We start from the raw sequence: 19,730 nt of genomic DNA on the forward strand, positions 1-19,730 counted from the left end.
AGCGGGTGCAAATATACTACCTTTCTTTTCTTCTGAACAAACTTTTTAACCCTTTTTTTGAACTTTTTTACAAAGTATTTTTGAACCAGCTGATAACATGCGTTTTAACTGTTGTAAAAACATCACATTTTGTGGTAGAATTATTGAACAGCTAAAAAACACTCTACTTATACTATATATATAGACTCCCTATTGTATGTTTAAGCCTGTAAATTCCTCCCTCTTCATAATGCACATGCCCTATTCAATTCAAATTCTAAAAACCTTCCACATATAATTACCTTATATATATGTTAAACAAAATTCATACTACTATTGTATTACTTATAAGTAGGTAGTATCTTTGCTTTTTTATTTTTAACAAGTAATTAATAATTATGATTGAAATTACCTTACCAGATGGTAGTATAAAAAGCTTTGAAAGCGGCATCACTCCTATGGATGTTGCTAAAAGCATTAGTGAAGGATTAGCTAGAAATGTTATTTCTGCAAGTTTTAATACTGAAACAGTAGAAACTACTACTCCTTTAACCTCTAATGGTAGTTTAACATTATTTACTTGGAAGAATGAAGAAGGGAAACAGGCTTTTTGGCACTCTACATCTCACATAATGGCTCAAGCTGTTAAAGAAATGTACCCAGATGCTAAATTAACTATAGGTCCTTCTATTGAGAGAGGTTTTTATTATGACATTGACTTTAACGGTACTAGTATTTCTGACAAAGACTTTCCTGCTATAGAGAAAAGAATGTTAGATATTGCCAGAGGAAAACATGAATATAAAATGCGTTCTACAACTAAAGCTGAAGCTTTAGAATATTACAAAAGTATTGATAACGAATATAAAGTCGAGTTAATAGAAAACTTAGAAGACGGTACAATTACTTTTTGTGATCATGACACTTTTACGGACTTATGTAGAGGTGGACACATTCCTAATACTGGTATTGTAAAGGCTGTTAAAATCTTAAATGTTGCAGGAGCTTACTGGAGAGGTGATGAAAACAATACTCAATTAACTCGTTTATATGGTATCTCTTTTCCTAAACAAAAGGAATTAAAAGAATACTTAGAACTATTAGAAGAAGCTAAAAAGAGAGATCATAGAAAACTAGGAAAAGAATTAGAGTTGTTTACCTTCTCTCAAAGAGTTGGGCAAGGTTTACCTTTATGGCTGCCTAAAGGTGCTGCTTTACGTGAGCGTTTAGAAAACTTTTTAAAGAAAGCTCAGAAAAAAGCAGGATATGAAATGGTAGTTTCTCCTCATATTGGTCAGAAAGAATTATATGTTACTTCTGGTCATTATGCCAAATATGGAGAGGATAGCTTTCAGCCTATAAAAACTCCTAAAGAAGATGAAGAGTTTTTATTAAAACCTATGAACTGTCCTCATCATTGCGAGATATACAATTCTAAACCTTTTAGTTATAAAGAACTTCCTAAGCGTTATGCTGAATTTGGAACTGTATATAGATACGAACAAAGTGGCGAGCTACATGGTTTAACCCGTGTAAGAGGCTTTACTCAAGATGATGCTCATATCTTCTGTACACCAGATCAGTTAGATCAAGAATTTAAAAATGTAATTGATTTAGTTTTATATGTTTTTGGTTCGTTAGGTTTTGAAAACTTTACTGCTCAGGTATCTGTTAGAGACTTAGATAAACCTGAAAAATATATAGGTTCTGTTGAAAATTGGGAAAAAGCAGAAAATGCTATTATCAATGCAGCAAAAGAAAAAGGATTAGATTATGTAGTTGAATCTGGAGAAGCTGCTTTTTACGGGCCTAAATTAGATTTCATGGTTCGTGATGCACTCGGAAGAAGCTGGCAGCTAGGAACCATTCAAGTAGACTATAATTTACCTGAACGTTTTGATTTATCATACAAAGGTTCTGATGACAAATTACACAGACCTGTAATGATACACAGAGCACCATTTGGTAGCATGGAACGTTTTATAGCTATTTTATTAGAGCATACGGGTGGAAATTTCCCATTATGGCTTATGCCAGAGCAAGCTATTGTTCTCTCTATCAGTGAGAAATATGAAAAATATGCTCAAAAAGTTTTAAATTTATTAGAAAATCACGAAATTCGCGCCCTCGTGGATAATCGAAATGAAACAATGGGTAAGAAAATTCGCGAAGCAGAAATGAATAAAATTCCGTACATGTTAATTGTAGGAGAGCAAGAAGCCGAAAATGGCACAATCTCTGTTAGAAAACATGGTGGAGAAGATATAGGTAGTATTTCAGTTGAAGAATTTTCAGCTATTGTAAATTCAGAAATTAGAAGTACATTAAAAGAGTTTAACGTTTAACTAAAATTTTTAAGTCATAGCAATACGTAGAAAAAGATCGAAAAGGCCTGCTAGGATCATTAAAGAAGATCCGCACAGAATTAATGGAAAAATTAGAGTTCCAGAAGTAAGACTTGTTGGAGATAATGTTGAAGTTGGTGTTTATCAAACTAGAAAAGCATTAGCTTTAGCAGAAGAACTGGAGTTAGATTTAGTAGAAATTTCTCCTAAAGCAGTGCCTCCTGTTTGTAAAATAATGGATTATAAAAAATTCTTATACGAACAGAAAAAAAGAGAAAAAGCCTTAAAAGCAAAAGCTACGAAAGTTACCATTAAAGAGATTCGTTTTGGTCCGCAAACTGATGATCATGATTATCAATTTAAAAAGAAGCATGCTATTAAGTTCTTACAAGAAGGAGCTAAACTAAAAGCTTATGTATTCTTTAAAGGTCGTTCTATTATCTATAAAGATCAAGGGCAAATTTTACTATTGAAATTGGCTCAAGAATTAGAAGACTATGGTAAGGTTGAACAAATGCCTAAACTTGAAGGGAAACGTATGACAATGTTCATCGCTCCTAAAAAGAAATAATAAAAAGAGTTATTTACTCTATTTTAAGATACGCGAGATAATTAAAAACTTAGGAAATTATGCCTAAAATGAAAACCAAATCTAGTGCTAAGAAGCGTTTTAAGCTTACAGGTACTGGAAAAATTAAAAGAAAGCACGCTTTTAAAAGTCACATCTTAACCAAGAAGTCTAAAAAGCGTAAGTTAGCATTAACTCATGATGGATTAGTTCACAAGAGTGATGAAGACAGTATTAAAACTCAATTACGTTTAAAGTAATCAAGTTTTAATTTTAGCTTGTGTTTATTCATAAGCTGGTTAAATAAATTAATAACCCTGGAGTTAGGCCTATAAAAGTTTCGTTTTACGAACGCCTACTACAAAAAACAATTTAAAATTATGCCTAGATCAGTAAACGCTGTTGCTCGTAGAGCCAGAAGAAAAAAAGTATTGAAGCAAGCCAAAGGATACTTTGGTAGAAGAAAAAACGTTTGGACAGTTGCTAAGAATGCGGTTGATAAAGCGATGCAATATTCGTATAGAGACCGTAGAAATAAAAAGAGAACTTTCCGTGCACTTTGGATACAACGTATTAATGCAGGTGCAAGACAACATGGTATGTCATATTCTGTATTTATGGGTAAAGTAAAAGCTAATAACATTGAGTTAAACCGTAAGGTTTTAGCAGATTTAGCTATGAACAATCCAGCTGCTTTTAAAGCAATTGTTGATAAAGTAAAATAATAAACGTTTAACAAAATATTATCTCGCTAAAAATGGCTATCTAAATTTTAGATAGCCATTTTTTTATTTACGTTTAAATATTAAGATTCTGCTCCTAAAAAAGAAATTTTAAACAAGGTTCCTTGATCTGTCTTTAGCTTTTCAATTTTCCCTTTTAATTGTTTTACAAATGTTTTTATAAGTATCATTCCTGTAGAATTTTCAATAAACAAAAACTCATCGTCACTAATTCCTACTCCATTGTCACCGATAATTAATTCATAATTGTTTTCATGATTGTTTTTTAACTCAACATAAACCTCTCCATTTACTTTATCTTTAAATGCATGTTTTAAAGAGTTTGAAACGAATTCATTAATAATTAAACTTAACGGCAACAAAGTATCTATGGACATCTTTAAAGAATCTACAGACATTGTTGCAGTAATTTCTTTATCTAAATTATAACTGTTTATTAAATCATCTATTAAAAGTTTAATATACTCATTAACGTCTATATGCTTAAAATCATTTGTATTGTATATTTTCTCATGTAATCTAGCCATAGCTACTATCCTACTTTGAGCCATTTTAAACATCGATTGCACTTTAGGATCATCTACCCCTCTAGCTTGTATTCTTAATAAACTATTTACTGTTTGTAGGTTGTTTTTTACTCTATGATGAATTTCTTTTAGCATAATAGATTTCTCATCATTTTTATAAACTATTTCTTGTTTAGCTTTTTTTATTGCCAAATTTATTTTGTTCATCATTCTACCAAAAACCCCACCGAGTAAAATCAGTAAAAAAAGTAAAAATATAAGATTAAATTCGGCCATATTATGATCATCTATTTCATTAACCATACTCACATTTAATAAATCAAATATGTAAAAACAAATAACCGTTAATGTAACTACAACAAACCATAAATTGCCATAAATCTCTCCAATGAGATACGCAAAATAAATGAGCAAAACTAGAAAAGGTAAAATTGGGCTATTAATACCACCACTATATAAACTCATTACACAAGCTCCTACAAAACTTAATATAGAACCTAAATTATAAGAAAGTAAGATTTTCTTATGATAATAAAACAATAAAATATTAATAGTGTTTACAATTGAATATGCCAATAAGACTTTAAACAATACTTCTTTAATATCTAAAAAGAAGTAACAAAACATTGAGTGTAGAAAGGTAACTATTGATAAAGTATACAGTACATTTAAAGTTAGAACAGTTGTTCTTCCATACTTATTTTTATACTTCTTATCATTATTCATAACTTATTATAAAGTTAGTTACTCTTAAAGATAAAAAAATGTTTAAAATAAATATTGATTTAGTTTATTTATTGAAGATAATCAGGTTTTTTGCTTTTTCTTTTTGGCTGCTGGAAATAATACGTTATTTAAAATTAAACGATAACCTGGAGAGGTAGAATGTAATTCCAATTCAGTTTTTGGATCCCCTACTCTATGCCTATAATCTTCTGGATCATGGCCTCCATAAAAAGTAAAAAAACCTTTTCCTTTTATTCCGTGAATATAACGTGCTTCATTATTCGTTTTATTTTCACCCATTACAAGGATATTTGACTTTAATTCTGTTCTTTCGAATGAAGTTGTTTGCCCCATAAAGCCTTTAACTAACTGAGTATGATTTTGGCACAACATAGTTGGTATAGGGTCCCATTTTGCTGAAAACTGCATCAAAGAAAAATAATCTAATTCTTGTTTTATTTTTCTTTTATCTGTCATATCAATGCTAGAAAACTCATATACATTAGGGTTTCTCTCTAAAGTGAAATTTTTAAAAGCAAAGGTGTTTTGATAATTTAATTTACTTTGATAATTAGGTTCACTAGGATCTCCATCGAACATAGGTTCGCAAATATCTACTCCCTGTGCTGCTAATGCAATATCAAAACTATCTGTTGCACTACACATAGCAAACATAAAGCCTCCTCCTACCACATAATCTCTAATTTTTAGTGCCACTGCTTCTTTAGATTTCGACACTTTATTAAAGCCTAGTTGTTTAGCTAAAGCTTCTGCGTTTTTTTTATTTTCTATGTACCAAGGAGCTGCTTTAAAACTTCTATAAAACTTACCATATTGACCTGTAAAATCTTCATGATGTAGATGCAACCAATCATAAAGAACCAAAGCATCATTTAATACTTCTTCATCATAAATTACCTCATAGGGAATCTCTGCATACGTTAATACCATGGTAACCGCATCATCCCAAGGAAAATTTCCTTTAGGAGAATAAACTGCAATCTTTGGTGCTTTTTCTAAAATGACTGCTTCTTGATTTTGAGAAGGGCTTGCAATTTCTTCTAGTATTTTTTCAGTTTTAGAGGTGGATAGTGTTTCGTAAGAAATCCCTCTAATAATACATTCTTTTCTAATTTCTTCTATGTCTGGCAATAAAAAAGAACCTCCTCTATAATTTAATAACCATTTAACTTTAATTTGTTTTTCTAAAGACCAATAGGTTAAACCATAAGCTTTTAAATGATTTTTTTGTCCATTAGCATCCATAGGAATTAAAATATAAGATGCCAATGACTTAGAAAAGCAACACAAAACGAATAATATAGTTAGGTAAAATTTCAAATTAAAATTGCATTAAATTACTGCATTAAATATAACAAATTATATACCTCTAATACTATTAGTTATCTATATTTTAACACAAGAAAAAGCCTTATAAAAATAATTATAAGGCTCATTGTATTAGTTTTTTGAAATATTTACTTTCTAAAAAGGCACATCATCATCTTCTGGAACATTATTCATCGAACTACCAAAGGCATCTTCAGGACTAGGCAAAGAAGCAGGGTTAAACGGATCTACTTCATTATTCATAGAAGAAGCAATTTCGAAAGGTGTAGAAAAATCATCTAAATTATCAAACTTACCAAGTTCACCTATAAACTTTAGTCTTATGTTTTCTAATCCACCATTACGGTGTTTAGCAACAATAAACTCTCCTTGACCAGCAGTTGGCGATCGTTCTTCATCATCCCATTCATCAATTTTATAATATTCTGGACGGTAAATGAACGAAACAATATCAGCATCTTGCTCAATTGCTCCAGATTCCCTTAGGTCTGATAACAAAGGCCTTTTGCTGCCCCCTCTAGATTCAACAGCACGAGATAATTGTGATAAAGCTATTACAGGAACATTTAGTTCTTTTGCAAGTGCTTTTAAGTTTCTAGAAATCATCGATATTTCTTGTTCACGATTACCATTTTTACTAGTTCCTCCGGCCGTCATTAATTGCAAATAATCTATCATGATTATTTTTAAATCATGCTGAGAAGCTAAACGTCTAGCCTTTGCTCTTAAATCGAAAATTGATAACGAAGGTGTATCGTCTATAAATAAAGGAGCTTTTTCTAAATCTTTTACTTTTACATTTAATTGCTCCCACTCATGCTTTTCTAATTTACCAGTACGTAATTTATGAGAAGATAATCCTGTTTCTGATGAAATTAAACGTGTTATTAACTGAACTGATGACATCTCTAAAGAAAAAAATGCAACAGCATTATTTCCATCAACAGCAATATTTCTGGCCATTGTTAAAGTTAAAGCAGTTTTACCCATACCCGGACGAGCTGCAACAATAATTAAATCTGAAGGTTGCCATCCAGAAGTTAACTCATCTAACTTGGTAAAGCCTGTAGTAATTCCACTTAATCCATCTTTATTAGATATTTCTTGAATCTTCTTTTTAGCTTGAATAACTAAGCTTTGAGCTGTTTCAGAAGATTTTTTAATATTACCTTGGGTTACTTCATATAATTTTGCCTCTGCTTTATCTAACAAATCAAAAACATCTTGAGTCTCATCATATGAATCTTCTATAATTTCATTTGAAATTTTAATCAAACTTCGTTGAATAAATTTCTGCAATATAATTCTAGCATGAAATTCTATATGTGCCGATGAAGATACTTTTTGAGTTAAAGAAATTAAGTAAAAATCTCCTCCGGATGCTTCTAATCGTTGGTCTTTTTTTAACTGATTAGAAACTGTTAATAAGTCAATTGGTTCTGACTTTTCAAACAATGTAAATATAGCTTCAAAAATATACTGATGTGCTTGTTTATAGAACGCTTCTGGCGATAATATATCAATAACATCATCTACTCCCTTTTTATCAATCATCATAGCACCCAACACAACCTCTTCTAAATCAAGAGCTTGAGGCGGTACTTTTCCTTTTTCTAAGTTGATAAGAGTTCCTTTATCAACTGGATATCCTTTAATAGCTTTGGGTTGTTCCATGTATGCGAAAGTAGGTAATAATTTTACTTTTATTTTTTATAGTAATTCACAGGTTATCAACATTATAACCGTTAACAAGTTAAAAATATTGTTAATAACCGCCAAAAAAACCGAAGTTATTACTTCGGTTTTTAGTAATCTATTGATTTAAAAGGAATCTATTCTTCGAAGACTCCCATTTCAGAATATTTATCCATACGCTGAGCTACTAAATCTGTTGGTGATAACTTTTTAAATTCACCATAAGCTTTAGTTATAGCCTTAGCTACATTATCAAAAGTTGTCTCTCTATCTCTATGAGCACCTCCTAAAGGTTCTTTAACGATCTCATCTACCAATTTCATTTTTTTCATGTCGGTAGCTGTTAACTTTAATGCGTCTGCTGCTTGTTCTTTATACTCCCAACTTCTCCATAGTATAGAAGAACATGATTCTGGAGATATAACAGAGTACCAAGTGTTTTCTAACATTAATACTTTATCTCCTACTCCAATTCCTAAGGCACCACCAGAAGCTCCTTCACCAATAATCACACAAATAATTGGCACTTTTAAACGAGTCATTTCTAGAATATTTCTAGCAATAGCTTCTCCTTGCCCTCTTTCTTCTGCTTCTAAACCTGGATAAGCACCAGGAGTATCAATTAAAGTAATTACAGGTACGCCAAACTTTTCTGCAGATTTCATTAAGCGTAAAGCTTTTCTATATCCTTCCGGATTAGCCATACCGAAATTTCTATACTGACGTGTTTTGGTATTGTACCCTTTTTGCTGACCAATAATCATATAAGATTGACCGTTAATTTTACCAAGGCCACCAACCATTGCTTTATCATCACGTACATTTCTGTCGCCATGAAGCTCTAAAAACGAATCTCCACATAAAGCTTTGATATAATCTAATGTATAAGGTCTAGAAGGGTGTCTTGACATTTGAACGCGTTGCCAAGCAGTAAGGTTTTTGTATATCTCTTTTTTCTTCTCAGCTATTTTTTTCTCGATTTGTTTGCATGTTTCAGCTACATCTACATCACTTTCTTCTCCAATAACTGTACACTTTTCTAGTTGCTCTTCTAATTCCTTTATAGGAAGCTCAAAATCTAAGTATTCCATAATGATTTTAAGTTTATTTTTAGTTTGATGACAAATATAAAAATTTAGTATTTCTAACCGACTACTAATTAACCTTTGTTTTTATTTTTTTTCATTTTTAAGAATCCGTTTGCTACAACTGTTGTTAATATGAGTATTGCTCCTGCATAAAACAAGGGTGGCATCGATTCATTTAAAATAAGAAAAGCGAGTACGATTGCATAAATTGGTTCTAAATTTATAGTTAGCATTACTGTAAAAGGTGTGAGAACTTTTAACAAATCTACTGAAGCTATAAAAGCATAAGCAGTACATATACTACTTAATACTAATAGCCATAACCAATCTGTAAGCTGTAATTGAAAAAAAGTAGGATCAAATATTTTCCCCTCGTAAAACAAATACAAGCTAACAGCTATAACTCCAAAAAGAATTTCATAGAAGGAGATAACTGCAGGATGTTCTTGTTTTACAAAATCTGCATTGAGTACTGAAAACAGTGCAGATAAAAAAGAAGAAACTAAAGCAAATAATATACCCCACTGCAAACTAATAGCCGAGCTATATATTATAAATAGCCCTATAATTGCCATTATTCCGAAAATAAACTCTAGTGTTTTAATTCTTCTTTTTTTTATAATTGCTTCTATAAAAACTGTAAAAAAAGCTCCTGTACTCATTGTAGCTAGAGCTATAGACACATTAGATATTTTAATGGCATAAAAAAAAGTAATCCAATGAACAGCAATGATAACTCCTCCTATTAAATAGTGTACAACTTGTTTAAAGGTTATTTTTAATGATAATTTTTTATAAAGAATATAAGCCAAAATAAACAAACTAGCTATACTCATTCTAAACCACACAAGCGGAGTAGCTTTAATAGAAATTAATTCTCCTAAAATTGCAGTAAACCCCCAAATAAATACTATAAAATGTAAATGTAGAAGGTTAGATAATTTAACGTTTGGCATTGTTAAGTAAATAAACAGCTATAAAAGCAAAACACATATTTGGCAACCACACAGCTAGCAAAGGGTTAAAACCTGATTGTTCTGCCATAACACTAAAAATTTTATCGAAAAAGACAAATATAAAAGCAATTGCAATTCCAATTGCTAGGTTAACTCCCATTCCTCCTCTTCTTTTCATAGAAGAAACTGCTACTGCTATAATGGTTAAAATGAAGGCTGCAACCGGAGTGCTCCATCTTTTGTATTTTGCAACCAAATACCTATTTACATCTGCAGATCCTTTGCTCTTTTCTCTTTCAATGAAATCATTTAATTCGTTATAGCCTAGTGTCTCTGCCATATAATTCACCGGAGTTAAATCTTCAATATCAAAATTCATTATTAACTCTTTTCGCACTTTACGCTCTATAGAGTCACCATCTACACCAATGTTTCTTTTAATATAACTGGTTAACTTGTAAATATTATTACCTAATGAATCTTTTTCTTTAAACTTAATTCTAGAAGCTTCAATTTTGTATTTTAATACATTACCATCAAAATGCTCTAATGTAAAGTTATAAGCCTCATTCAAACTTGGGTTAGAACTAGAAGCATATATAAAATCATTGTCTGTTAATTGTCTAAAAATATCAGATGTTTTAAGTACTTTACTTTTACTTCTTAAATATGTGTACTTAAAATCGTAAAATCCTTTATTGGCTTTAGGCAAAATAAATAAGCCTATAACAAAAAAGATAATTGCTACTAAGGTAGCCCCTATTAAATAAGGTCTTAAAAACCTAGTATAAGATATACCCGAACTTAATATTGCAATAATTTCAGTTTTATTAGCCAACTTCGAGGTAAACCATATAACCGATAAAAACAAAAACAAGGGAAATAGCAGATAACCTAAATTCACTACAAAACAAGCATAGTAATATACTATTTCATCAAATGGTGCTTTACTTTCTATTAGGTTATCAATTTTTTCAGATAGGTTTACTATAATACCAATAGGTACAAATAACAATAGCATTGTTATAAATGTACCTAAGTAACGTTTTAGTATGTATTTATCTAGGGTTTTTAGCATTATAACCTATTATTCATTTGCTTAACCATTTTATCTTTCCACTCTCTAAAATCTCCTGCTAATATATGTTTTCTGGCTTCTCTAGTCAACCATAAATAAAATCCTAAATTATGAATCGTTGCAATTTGTTTTCCTAACATTTCATTTACTGTAAATAAATGTCTTACATACGCTTTAGAGTAATACGTATCTACCCAAGTAATACCCATTTCATCAATAGGAGAAAAATCATCTTCCCATTTTTTATTTTTGATATTAATAGATCCGTAAGCCGTAAACAACATTCCGTTTCTAGCATTTCTAGTTGGCATAACACAATCGAACATATCAACTCCCAAGGCAATATTCTCTAAAATATTTATTGGAGTTCCAACTCCCATTAAATACCTTGGTTTGTCTTCTGGTAATATTTCACAAACAACTTCTGTCATACCATATAGTTCTTCAGCTGGTTCTCCTACAGATAACCCCCCAATAGCATTCCCCACTGCCTCTCTAGAAGCTATAAACTCTGCCGATTGCCTTCTTAGATCTTTATAAGTACTACCTTGAACTATCGGAAAAAAGGCTTGATTGTGCTCATAAATTGGCGGATTCCTTTCTAAATGATTGATGCATCTATCTAACCACCTATGCGTCATGTGCATAGAACGCTTAGCATAATGATAATCGCAAGGATAAGGTGTACATTCATCAAAAGCCATTATAATATCAGCTCCAATACTTCTTTGGATATCCATAGAAAACTCTGGAGAAAAGAAATGCATCGACCCATCTATATGACTCTTAAACTTAACACCTTCTTCTTTTATTTTTCTATTAGCAGAAAGAGAATAAACTTGATATCCACCAGAGTCGGTTAAAATATTTCTATCCCAATTCATAAACTTATGTAACCCTCCAGCTTTTTCGAGAATTTGTGTTCCTGGTCGTAAGTATAAATGATAGGTGTTACCTAAAATTATATCTGGATTAATTTCGTTTTTAAGTTCAGTCTGATGTACTCCTTTAACGGTTCCTATAGTCCCAACAGGCATAAAAATAGGTGTTTCTATCACTCCATGATCTGTAGTTATTTTTCCTGCTCTTGCTTTAGATTGAGTATCTTTTCCTTTTACTTCAAATTGCATATATCTTGCTTCAAATTCATTCTTTAGTTTACCTTAATTAAAAAATCATATCCATATGCATGGTGCAATAAAGGCTCTTCATAAACAGGTATTTCTTGTTTATGCAAACTAAAATTAGGTTTATGTTCTTTAGAGATAATTACCGTTCCAGTATTGTAATAATCTTTAGGTTTTTTTTTAGGGTCTGATGTATACCACCCCATAGAGATCTCATGACCAGTTTCTAAATGCGGCAATACTATCTTTATTTTTTTTGATTGGTATATTCTAACCGAACTAATATAATAAGCACTTAAATCGTTACTCGCTAGAGCGCTATCATTTAATTTATAATTTAAACTAAAGTTTAATAAAAACTTTTCACCCTCAAAAGATAGATAAGTATTTTCATTATTATCCGAGATCATTTTAACTTTCTCACAATTCTTCTGAAAATCACAGTACGACAAATAATTAACCTCAAAATAATCTATATTTTTAAATTTAGCTTTTATTTCTTCTAGAACTAGAGAATATTTCTCTTTTAACACATCTAAATATGAAGAGCTTTTAATTACTTCATTATTTAACTCAACAGAGTTAATTCTTTTTTGGTTAAAATTATATACTGAATAAAAAGATTTTAACTGCCACTGAACTTTTACATCATTCTCTTTACCTTTATAATCACTCCTCATTATCTCAACATCAACCGCAATTATTTTATTATCAAATACTCCAACAGGAAATATTTTATATTGGTATGTAACCAAACAAGCATTATCAGCTAACATAAAGCTTGACAACAATAACGTTAATACCAATAATATTTTGTTCATATAAAACTTACTATTGCAGCAAATATAACAACTCTCCTGTCAATTAATCTTAATAAAATCAAAATTGTTAGTAACAATTAAAATTGGTTAATAATTGTCATACAAATTGTTTTGTATAAGGGAATTAAAAATCTATTTTTGCCACATTCAATCTATATCTTTAGTATTCAGTACTAGAGATGTAAATTAAAATAACATTTTTCATTTGAGGCAAGCCTCGAGTAATTAAACCCACTATTGGGATTAACAACACAACATGTCAACAAAACAATTACAAGATCAAGTTATTCAAGTTCGTAGAGACATTTTACGAATGGTACACAAAGTAAATTCTGGTCATCCAGGTGGTTCTTTAGGCTGTACAGAGTTTTTAGTTAGTTTATATGGTAAAATTATGAATCATGATACCAACTTTAAAATGGATGGTATTAATGAAGATTTATTTTTCTTATCTAATGGTCACATATCTCCGGTAATTTATAGTGTTCTAGCACGAAACGGATATTTTCCTGTTGAAGAACTAAATACTTTTAGATTAATTAATTCTCGTTTACAAGGCCACCCAACAACTCATGAAGGATTAGAAGGTATTCGTATTGCTTCTGGTTCTTTAGGACAAGGAATGAGCGTTGCCATTGGAGCTGCTCTGACTAAAAAACTAAATAATGACGATAGTATTGTTTATAGTTTACATGGTGATGGAGAATTACAAGAAGGACAGATTTGGGAAGCTGCTATGTATGCAGCTGGAAATAAAGTAGACAACTATATTGCTACTGTAGATTACAACAAAAAACAAATCGACGGAGCTACCGACGATGTTTTACCTCTTGGTGATTTAAAACAAAAATTTGAAGCTTTCGGATGGGAAGTATTAGACATCTTTAAAGGAAACGACATCGATGCCATTATAGCTGGAATGGCAGAGGCTAAAGCTAAAACGGGGAACGGAAAGCCTGTTTGTGTATTATTGCACACTGAAATGGGTAATGGAGTAGATTTTATGATGGGAACTCATGCTTGGCATGGTAAAGCTCCTAGTGACGAACAACTAGAAAGTGCTTTAAACCAAAACCCATCTACTTTAGGAGATTACTAAACTTTAAATTCAGACACTTTTAAGATGAAAAAATATATAGATCAAGGTAAAAAAGACACCCGTTCTGGATTTGGAGCTGGATTAACAGAATTAGGAAAAACCAATGAAAAAGTTGTTGCATTATGTGCAGATTTAATTGGTTCATTAAAAATGGATGAGTTTAAAAAGAATCATCCTGAACGTTTTTTTCAAATAGGTATTGCAGAAGCCAACATGATGGGTATTGCTGCTGGTATGACTATTGGGGGTAAAATTCCTTTTACAGGGACTTTTGCTAATTTCTCTACAGGTAGAGTTTACGATCAAATTCGCCAATCTATCGCTTATTCAGATAAAAACGTAAAAATATGTGCTTCTCATGCCGGTTTAACTTTAGGAGAAGACGGAGCTACACATCAAATATTAGAAGACATAGGATTAATGAAAATGTTACCAGGAATGGTAGTTATTAACCCTTGTGATTACAACCAAACCAAAGCAGCTACTTTAGCTATTGCAGATTACCATGGTCCTGTATATTTACGTTTCGGAAGACCAAAAGTTGCTAATTTTACCCCAGAAAATCAAGAGTTTAAAATTGGTGAAGCTGTGCATTTAACAGAAGGTACAGATGTTACTATTGTAGCAACTGGTCATTTAGTTTGGGAAGCACTTCAAGCTGCTGAGCAATTAGAAACTGAAGGAATATCTGCTGAAGTGATAAACATTCATACTATTAAACCATTAGATAAAAACGCTATTATTAATTCTGTTAAAAAAACAGGTTGCATTGTAACTGCTGAAGAGCACAACCATTTAGGTGGCTTAGGAGAAAGTATTTCTAGAATTTTAAGTCAAGAACTACCTACCCCTCAAGAATTTGTAGCTACTAATGATACTTTTGGTGAGTCTGGAACACCAGATCAATTAATGGAGAAATACGGTTTAAACGCAGTATCTATACAAAAAGCTGCAAAGAAAGTAATTACTAGAAAGTAATTACTAGAAAGTAATTACTATTATAAAGAGTTATATACCCTGTGTATATAGTTAATCACCCCAAAAAAAGCCACTTTTATAATATAAAAGTGGCTTTTGCTTTTTTTAGATAAATCTAGCTAGATATAAGAGCTATTAATATATATTTGTAATAACCCTTATATAAGAATTACTAGCTATGGAAAGGATTAGTGTTTTTGATATGCTTAAAATTGGTGTTGGACCATCTAGTTCTCACACTCTAGGTCCTTGGAGAGCAGCAGAAAGATGGATAAAAGAACTAAAAGATACTAATGATTTTAATCTTATCACCTCTATTAATATAGATTTATTTGGATCTTTATCACTTACTGGTAAAGGTCACGCTACAGATTATGCAGTACTTTTAGGACTCAGCGGTGCTGACCCAGAGTATGTTCCAGTTAATCATATCCAATCTATAATAGATGATATTAAAAATACCAATACACTTGATTTTGATGGACAAAGAGCAATTGTATTTTCTACTGATCAAATAAAATTCAACAAAGAGTTCCTTCCTTTCCATTCTAATGGCATAACTTTTACTGGTACAAAACTAGATGGATCTATAGTTTCCTCTACATTTTATTCTATTGGTGGTGGTTTTGTTGTTAAAGAGGATGATAATATATTAAATGAAACTGATTCTAGTTCTAATATACCATACCCAATACAAAGAGCTAAAGAGTTGCTAGAATACTGTCAAAAAGAAGAAAAAAATATATCTGATATTGTTTTGTTAAACGAAACTGCAATTAGAAGTACAAAAGAAGTAGATCGTGAATTAAGACGTATCTGGGATACCATGTTAGAATGTATGTATATTGGTTGCCATACCGAAGGTTTTTTACCCGGAGGATTAAACGTTAGAAGGCGCGCATACGATTTGCATGAAAAACTTAAAAAGAATGCACAATATACAGCTCCTAGTGATTGGATAGAGAGTATAAGAGATACTGAAGTAAAATTTAGAGAGATTTTAAAGTGGGTTGATTGTTTTGCATTGGCAGTTAATGAAGTTAATGCTTCTTTGGGTAGAGTTGTAACCGCACCTACCAATGGTAGTGCAGGAGTTATTCCTGCTGTACTAGGTTATTATTTAGCTATAGAAAATCATGAAGCCAATTTTAATCAAATCAAGCAATTTTTATTAGTTGCTGGAGAAATTGGGAGTTTATTCAAAAAAAATGCTACAATTTCTGCTGCTATGGGTGGATGCCAAGCAGAAATAGGAGTATCATCTGCCATGGCTGCTGCTGCTTTATGTGAGCTATTAGGTGGTTCGCCAGCTCAGGTACTAATTGCTGCAGAAATAGCCATGGAACATCATTTAGGATTAACCTGCGACCCTATTGGCGGATTGGTTCAAATACCTTGTATAGAGCGAAATTCTATGGGAGCAATTAAAGCTATTAACGCAGCAGAATTAGCACTAGATAGCAATCCAGAGTTTGTAAAAGTTCCTTTAGATAAAGTAATCGACACCATGTGGGAAACAGCAAAAGATATGAGTTTAAAGTACAAAGAAACTTCTGAAGGTGGATTAGCTATTGCTGTAAATATAGCCGACTGTTAATCTAATCTCCACAGTTTTTCCTTCTTGTATCTAGAATTGAAACTATTTTCCAACCATCTTCTTCTTTAAAAAGCTGAAAAGAATTGGCTCCACAATGACTTAGCATTCCGTTTAAGTAAAAATGATACGGTACCCATACTTGAGCTAATTTCCCGTCGATATTGTACTTGAAAGATAAAAGCTCTTCTTCCCAATTTTGAGTCTTGGCATACTGAGCTACAACTTTTAAAAAACGAGATACATTTTCTGTTATCACCATTTCTTTACCATCTTTGTTAGGTTGAATACTTTGTAAAGTAATATTTGGCAACATGACAGATTTCATTTTTAAGCTATCTGATTTATGAAAACCTTCAAAAAATGTTTCTATAGCATATTTTACCTCATATTCTTGTGCTGTTTGAGCTATTACAAAGTAATTAAAGAATACAAAACCAATAAAAATATATTTTTTCATCTTTTTTTATTTATTGAGAATTATAGACAACTAAATTAGTAATTTTACGCTAAGAAAATCTTAAAAAAATGTCAATAGCAAAAAAAGAATATAAAAGAGTTACCGTTAAATCTTTAATTGAGATGAAAGCTAATGGAGAAAAAATATCTATGCTTACATCTTATGATTACACTATGGCAAAAATAGTAGATAGTGCAGGAACAGATGTAATACTAGTAGGAGATTCTGCCTCAAATGTTATGGCTGGTCATGAAACTACTTTACCAATTACTCTTGATCAAATGATTTATCATGCTTCATCTGTAGTAAGAGCTGCAAAAAGGGCACTTGTTGTTGTTGACTTGCCTTTTGGTTCTTATCAATCAGATCCAAAAGAAGCATTGCGTTCTTCTATTAAGATAATGAAACAATCTGGTGGTCATGCGGTAAAACTTGAAGGAGGTAAAGAAATTAAAGAATCTATAAAAAGAATTCTTAATGCTGGAATTCCTGTTATGGGGCATCTTGGTTTAACTCCTCAGTCTATATATAAATTTGGAACTTATTCCGTTAGAGCTAAAGAAGAAGAAGAAGCTAAAAAGCTTAAAGAAGACGCTTTGATGCTAGAAAAGTTAGGGTGTTTTGCTATAGTTTTAGAAAAAGTACCTGCAAAATTAGCTAAAGAAGTAGCTGATAGTGTAACAATTCCAGTAATAGGAATTGGTGCTGGTAATGGTGTAGATGGACAAGTGTTGGTACTACATGATATGCTTGGTATGACTCATGAATTTAATCCACGATTCTTAAGACGATATATGAATTTATATGATGAAATGACTAAAGCTATTAGTCTGTATTGTGATGATGTCAAATCGGTTGATTTTCCAAACGAAAAAGAACAATATTAAGTCATTTTGAATAAGATTACCTCTAATAAAAAAAACCTACAAGTTTTATTTGAAGACAATCATATTATTGTTATCAATAAAAGAGCTGGCGATATTGTTCAGGGGGACAAAACAGGTGATAAACCTTTAAGTGATATTGTAAAAGAATACATTAAGGATAAGTACAATAAACCTGGTAACGTTTATTTAGGTGTTGTACATAGACTAGATAGGCCTACTACAGGTATCGTTTTATTTGCAAAAACCTCAAAGGCTTTACCAAGACTTAACAAACTATTTTCTGAAAAAAAAGCTCATAAAACCTATTGGGCTATTACTGAACAACCTAAAAAAGAAAATGACAGTTTAATTCATTGGTTAAAAAAGAACACAAAAACCAATAAATCTACTGCACACAAGAAAGAAATTGAAGGATCTAAAAAAGCTATCTTACACTATAAACTCTTAAAAAAACTAAACAAATACTCTCTTTTAGAAATTAACTTAGAAACTGGCAGACATCACCAAATTAGGTGTCAACTATCTACTATTGGTGCAATAATTAAAGGAGATTTAAAATACGGAGCTAAAAGAAGTAATAAAGACGCTAGTATACATTTACATGCACGAAAACTAGAATTTATTCATCCAGTAAAAAAAATACCTATCGTTATTATTGCCCCACTGCCTCTTGACAATTTATGGCAAGCTTGTAAGAACTAGAATTAATTTAACAAAAAACCGTTAGCACTGCCAACGGTTTTTTTACCCCAAAAAAATTACTTTATAATAGCTTTATTTAAAAGCTTAAGCTAATATACATAAAAATATTCAATACATAAACATTTGTTTATTTTTTTAATAAATTGTTTTTTTTATTGTTAAAAAAATAAATAATCACTATAGTTAATTGTAAATAAATTACAATAATACATTTTAAATATTTTCATCAGTGCCTAATTAGACTATTACAACAACTCCACTAACTTCTAAATAAAAACTTGATCGATTTTTAGCTAACTATTAGAATATATATAATATTTTTAGCCCAACCACCCTTCTCTATCTAGACTTCTGTATTGAATAGCTTCAGAGATATGATTACTTAATATTTCTGTTTTACCATCTAAATCTGCTATTGTTCTAGCAACTTTTAAAATTCTATCATAAGCTCTTGCAGAAAGGTTTAATCTCCCCATAGCTTTCTTTAGCAATTCTAAAGATTCATTATTAATTTTACAGAACTCTCTAATTTGCTTTGTATTCATTTGAGCATTATAATGAACGTTATCTAAATTTACAAACCTACTTGTTTGTATATTCCTTGCTTTTATTACCCTGTTTCTAATAACTCTTGAGGGCTCTCCATTGCGGTTATTTGATAATTTATCAAAAGGCACTGGCGTTACTTCTATATGAATGTCTATCCTATCCAAAAGAGGTCCAGAAATCTTACTTAAATAGCGCTGGGTTTCGGCAGGAGAAGACATTTTTGGGCTATCTACATCATTAAAATACCCACTTGGACTCGGATTCATACTCGCTACCAACATAAAGCTACTTGGATAAGTAACAGTAAAACGAGCTCTTGATATGGTAACTTCTCTATCTTCTAGTGGTTGACGCATTACTTCTAAAACACTGCGTTTAAATTCTGGTAATTCATCTAAAAATAAAATCCCATTGTGTGATAACGAAATTTCACCAGGTTGAGGGTAAGAACCTCCTGT

At 31.3% G+C, this 19,730-nt stretch carries 18 protein-coding genes and 1 pseudogene; 9 read left to right on the top strand and 10 right to left on the bottom strand.

What is annotated here, in order from left to right; genetic code table 11:
• Positions 1 to 377 precede the first annotated feature (377 nt).
• The 4 genes from thrS to rplT all read left to right on the top strand — a co-directional run bounded on the left by thrS (position 378) and on the right by rplT (position 3,617).
• Positions 378 to 2,324, top strand: a complete 1,947-nt coding sequence (gene thrS, locus ACFQ1O_RS00760; RefSeq protein WP_377712290.1) for a threonine--tRNA ligase — start codon at positions 378 to 380, stop codon at positions 2,322 to 2,324.
• A gap of 58 nt (positions 2,325 to 2,382) precedes the next feature.
• Positions 2,383 to 2,895, top strand: a complete 513-nt coding sequence (gene infC, locus ACFQ1O_RS00765; RefSeq protein ID WP_377713206.1) for a translation initiation factor IF-3 — start codon at positions 2,383 to 2,385, stop codon at positions 2,893 to 2,895.
• A 59-nt stretch (positions 2,896 to 2,954) separates the two neighbouring features.
• Complete coding sequence (gene rpmI, locus ACFQ1O_RS00770) at positions 2,955 to 3,152, top strand: 50S ribosomal protein L35 (RefSeq protein WP_377712292.1); 198 nt, start codon at positions 2,955 to 2,957, stop codon at positions 3,150 to 3,152.
• A 120-nt stretch (positions 3,153 to 3,272) separates the two neighbouring features.
• Entirely contained in the window at positions 3,273 to 3,617 is a 345-nt protein-coding gene (rplT, locus tag ACFQ1O_RS00775; protein ID WP_377712294.1) for a 50S ribosomal protein L20, read from the top strand.
• 80 nt (positions 3,618 to 3,697) lie between these two features.
• Here rplT and ACFQ1O_RS00780 read toward each other — a convergent pair whose 3' ends face one another.
• From ACFQ1O_RS00780 to ACFQ1O_RS00815, 8 genes are all read right to left on the bottom strand, one after another.
• Positions 3,698 to 4,888: a sensor histidine kinase gene (locus ACFQ1O_RS00780; protein WP_377712296.1), complete on the bottom strand. Its 1,191-nt coding sequence runs from the start codon at positions 4,886 to 4,888 to the stop codon at positions 3,698 to 3,700.
• Between the two features lie 81 nt (positions 4,889 to 4,969).
• Positions 4,970 to 6,154: an asparagine synthetase B gene (locus tag ACFQ1O_RS00785; RefSeq protein ID WP_377713208.1), complete on the bottom strand. Its 1,185-nt coding sequence runs from the start codon at positions 6,152 to 6,154 to the stop codon at positions 4,970 to 4,972.
• 219 nt (positions 6,155 to 6,373) lie between these two features.
• Positions 6,374 to 7,912 carry a replicative DNA helicase gene (dnaB, locus tag ACFQ1O_RS00790; protein ID WP_377712298.1) on the bottom strand — a complete coding sequence of 513 codons (1,539 nt, stop codon included), beginning with the start codon at positions 7,910 to 7,912 and terminating at the stop codon, positions 6,374 to 6,376.
• Between the two features lie 158 nt (positions 7,913 to 8,070).
• On the bottom strand, positions 8,071 to 9,024 hold the full coding sequence (locus tag ACFQ1O_RS00795; protein ID WP_377712300.1) for an acetyl-CoA carboxylase carboxyltransferase subunit alpha: 954 nt from the start codon (positions 9,022 to 9,024) through the stop codon (positions 8,071 to 8,073).
• 68 nt (positions 9,025 to 9,092) lie between these two features.
• A complete protein-coding gene (locus ACFQ1O_RS00800; RefSeq protein WP_377712302.1) occupies positions 9,093 to 9,977 on the bottom strand; it encodes a DMT family transporter in 885 nt (294 codons plus the stop codon).
• Positions 9,964 to 11,055, bottom strand: coding sequence for an LptF/LptG family permease (locus ACFQ1O_RS00805; RefSeq protein WP_377712304.1), 1,092 nt, complete (start codon positions 11,053 to 11,055; stop codon positions 9,964 to 9,966). The genes ACFQ1O_RS00800 and ACFQ1O_RS00805 overlap by 14 nt, the downstream gene beginning before the upstream one ends.
• Positions 11,055 to 12,185, bottom strand: coding sequence for a tRNA guanosine(34) transglycosylase Tgt (gene tgt / locus ACFQ1O_RS00810; protein ID WP_377712306.1), 1,131 nt, complete (start codon positions 12,183 to 12,185; stop codon positions 11,055 to 11,057). The genes ACFQ1O_RS00805 and tgt overlap by 1 nt, the downstream gene beginning before the upstream one ends.
• A 23-nt stretch (positions 12,186 to 12,208) precedes the next feature.
• The gene (locus ACFQ1O_RS00815; protein WP_377712308.1) at positions 12,209 to 13,003 is read right to left on the bottom strand and encodes a hypothetical protein; all 795 of its coding nucleotides are present in this window, start codon (positions 13,001 to 13,003) and stop codon (positions 12,209 to 12,211) included.
• A 256-nt stretch (positions 13,004 to 13,259) separates the two neighbouring features.
• Between ACFQ1O_RS00815 and ACFQ1O_RS00820 the strand changes: the two genes are divergently transcribed.
• The 3 genes from ACFQ1O_RS00820 to ACFQ1O_RS00830 all read left to right on the top strand — a co-directional run bounded on the left by ACFQ1O_RS00820 (position 13,260) and on the right by ACFQ1O_RS00830 (position 16,677).
• Positions 13,260 to 14,102, top strand: a complete 843-nt coding sequence (locus tag ACFQ1O_RS00820; protein ID WP_377712310.1) for a transketolase — start codon at positions 13,260 to 13,262, stop codon at positions 14,100 to 14,102.
• A gap of 24 nt (positions 14,103 to 14,126) precedes the next feature.
• Entirely contained in the window at positions 14,127 to 15,080 is a 954-nt protein-coding gene (locus tag ACFQ1O_RS00825) for a transketolase family protein (RefSeq protein WP_377712312.1), read from the top strand.
• A 178-nt stretch (positions 15,081 to 15,258) separates the two neighbouring features.
• Positions 15,259 to 16,677: an L-serine ammonia-lyase gene (locus ACFQ1O_RS00830; protein ID WP_377712314.1), complete on the top strand. Its 1,419-nt coding sequence runs from the start codon at positions 15,259 to 15,261 to the stop codon at positions 16,675 to 16,677.
• Between the two features lies 1 nt (position 16,678).
• On the opposite strand, the gene ACFQ1O_RS00835 is transcribed toward ACFQ1O_RS00830, so the two are convergent.
• Positions 16,679 to 17,134, bottom strand: coding sequence for a nuclear transport factor 2 family protein (locus ACFQ1O_RS00835; RefSeq protein WP_377712316.1), 456 nt, complete (start codon positions 17,132 to 17,134; stop codon positions 16,679 to 16,681).
• Between the two features lie 68 nt (positions 17,135 to 17,202).
• Here ACFQ1O_RS00835 and panB point away from each other — a divergent pair, with 68 nt between their 5' ends.
• The gene (panB, locus tag ACFQ1O_RS00840) at positions 17,203 to 18,021 is read left to right on the top strand and encodes a 3-methyl-2-oxobutanoate hydroxymethyltransferase (RefSeq protein WP_377712318.1); all 819 of its coding nucleotides are present in this window, start codon (positions 17,203 to 17,205) and stop codon (positions 18,019 to 18,021) included.
• Positions 18,022 to 18,027: 6 nt separating this feature from the next.
• Positions 18,028 to 18,723, top strand: coding sequence for an RluA family pseudouridine synthase (locus ACFQ1O_RS00845; RefSeq protein WP_377712320.1), 696 nt, complete (start codon positions 18,028 to 18,030; stop codon positions 18,721 to 18,723).
• Between the two features lie 320 nt (positions 18,724 to 19,043).
• Here ACFQ1O_RS00845 and ACFQ1O_RS00850 read toward each other — a convergent pair.
• Positions 19,044 to 19,727, bottom strand: a pseudogene (locus ACFQ1O_RS00850) (ATP-binding protein); the annotation flags it as partial.
• Between the last annotated feature and the right edge of the window lie 3 nt (positions 19,728 to 19,730).

Source organism: Pseudofulvibacter geojedonensis, from assembly GCF_042675745.1.
Taxonomy (GTDB): domain Bacteria; phylum Bacteroidota; class Bacteroidia; order Flavobacteriales; family Flavobacteriaceae; genus Pseudofulvibacter; species Pseudofulvibacter geojedonensis.

What these genes read in the sequence shown, in the direction of transcription:
- ACFQ1O_RS00805 (WP_377712304.1), bottom strand. Translation starts at nt 11,055, where the DNA reads ATGCTAAAAACCCTAGATAAATACATACTAAAACGTTACTTAGGTACA.
- ACFQ1O_RS00835 (WP_377712316.1), bottom strand. Translation starts at nt 17,134, where the DNA reads ATGAAAAAATATATTTTTATTGGTTTTGTATTCTTTAATTACTTTGTA.
- panB (WP_377712318.1), top strand. Translation starts at nt 17,203, where the DNA reads ATGTCAATAGCAAAAAAAGAATATAAAAGAGTTACCGTTAAATCTTTA.
- dnaB (WP_377712298.1), bottom strand. Translation starts at nt 7,912, where the DNA reads ATGGAACAACCCAAAGCTATTAAAGGATATCCAGTTGATAAAGGAACT.
- ACFQ1O_RS00820 (WP_377712310.1), top strand. Translation starts at nt 13,260, where the DNA reads ATGTCAACAAAACAATTACAAGATCAAGTTATTCAAGTTCGTAGAGAC.
- rpmI (WP_377712292.1), top strand. Translation starts at nt 2,955, where the DNA reads ATGCCTAAAATGAAAACCAAATCTAGTGCTAAGAAGCGTTTTAAGCTT.
- rplT (WP_377712294.1), top strand. Translation starts at nt 3,273, where the DNA reads ATGCCTAGATCAGTAAACGCTGTTGCTCGTAGAGCCAGAAGAAAAAAA.
- ACFQ1O_RS00800 (WP_377712302.1), bottom strand. Translation starts at nt 9,977, where the DNA reads ATGCCAAACGTTAAATTATCTAACCTTCTACATTTACATTTTATAGTA.
- thrS (WP_377712290.1), top strand. Translation starts at nt 378, where the DNA reads ATGATTGAAATTACCTTACCAGATGGTAGTATAAAAAGCTTTGAAAGC.
- tgt (WP_377712306.1), bottom strand. Translation starts at nt 12,185, where the DNA reads ATGCAATTTGAAGTAAAAGGAAAAGATACTCAATCTAAAGCAAGAGCA.
- ACFQ1O_RS00785 (WP_377713208.1), bottom strand. Translation starts at nt 6,154, where the DNA reads ATGGATGCTAATGGACAAAAAAATCATTTAAAAGCTTATGGTTTAACC.
- ACFQ1O_RS00815 (WP_377712308.1), bottom strand. Translation starts at nt 13,003, where the DNA reads ATGAACAAAATATTATTGGTATTAACGTTATTGTTGTCAAGCTTTATG.
- ACFQ1O_RS00830 (WP_377712314.1), top strand. Translation starts at nt 15,259, where the DNA reads ATGGAAAGGATTAGTGTTTTTGATATGCTTAAAATTGGTGTTGGACCA.
- ACFQ1O_RS00795 (WP_377712300.1), bottom strand. Translation starts at nt 9,024, where the DNA reads ATGGAATACTTAGATTTTGAGCTTCCTATAAAGGAATTAGAAGAGCAA.
- ACFQ1O_RS00825 (WP_377712312.1), top strand. Translation starts at nt 14,127, where the DNA reads ATGAAAAAATATATAGATCAAGGTAAAAAAGACACCCGTTCTGGATTT.
- ACFQ1O_RS00780 (WP_377712296.1), bottom strand. Translation starts at nt 4,888, where the DNA reads ATGAATAATGATAAGAAGTATAAAAATAAGTATGGAAGAACAACTGTT.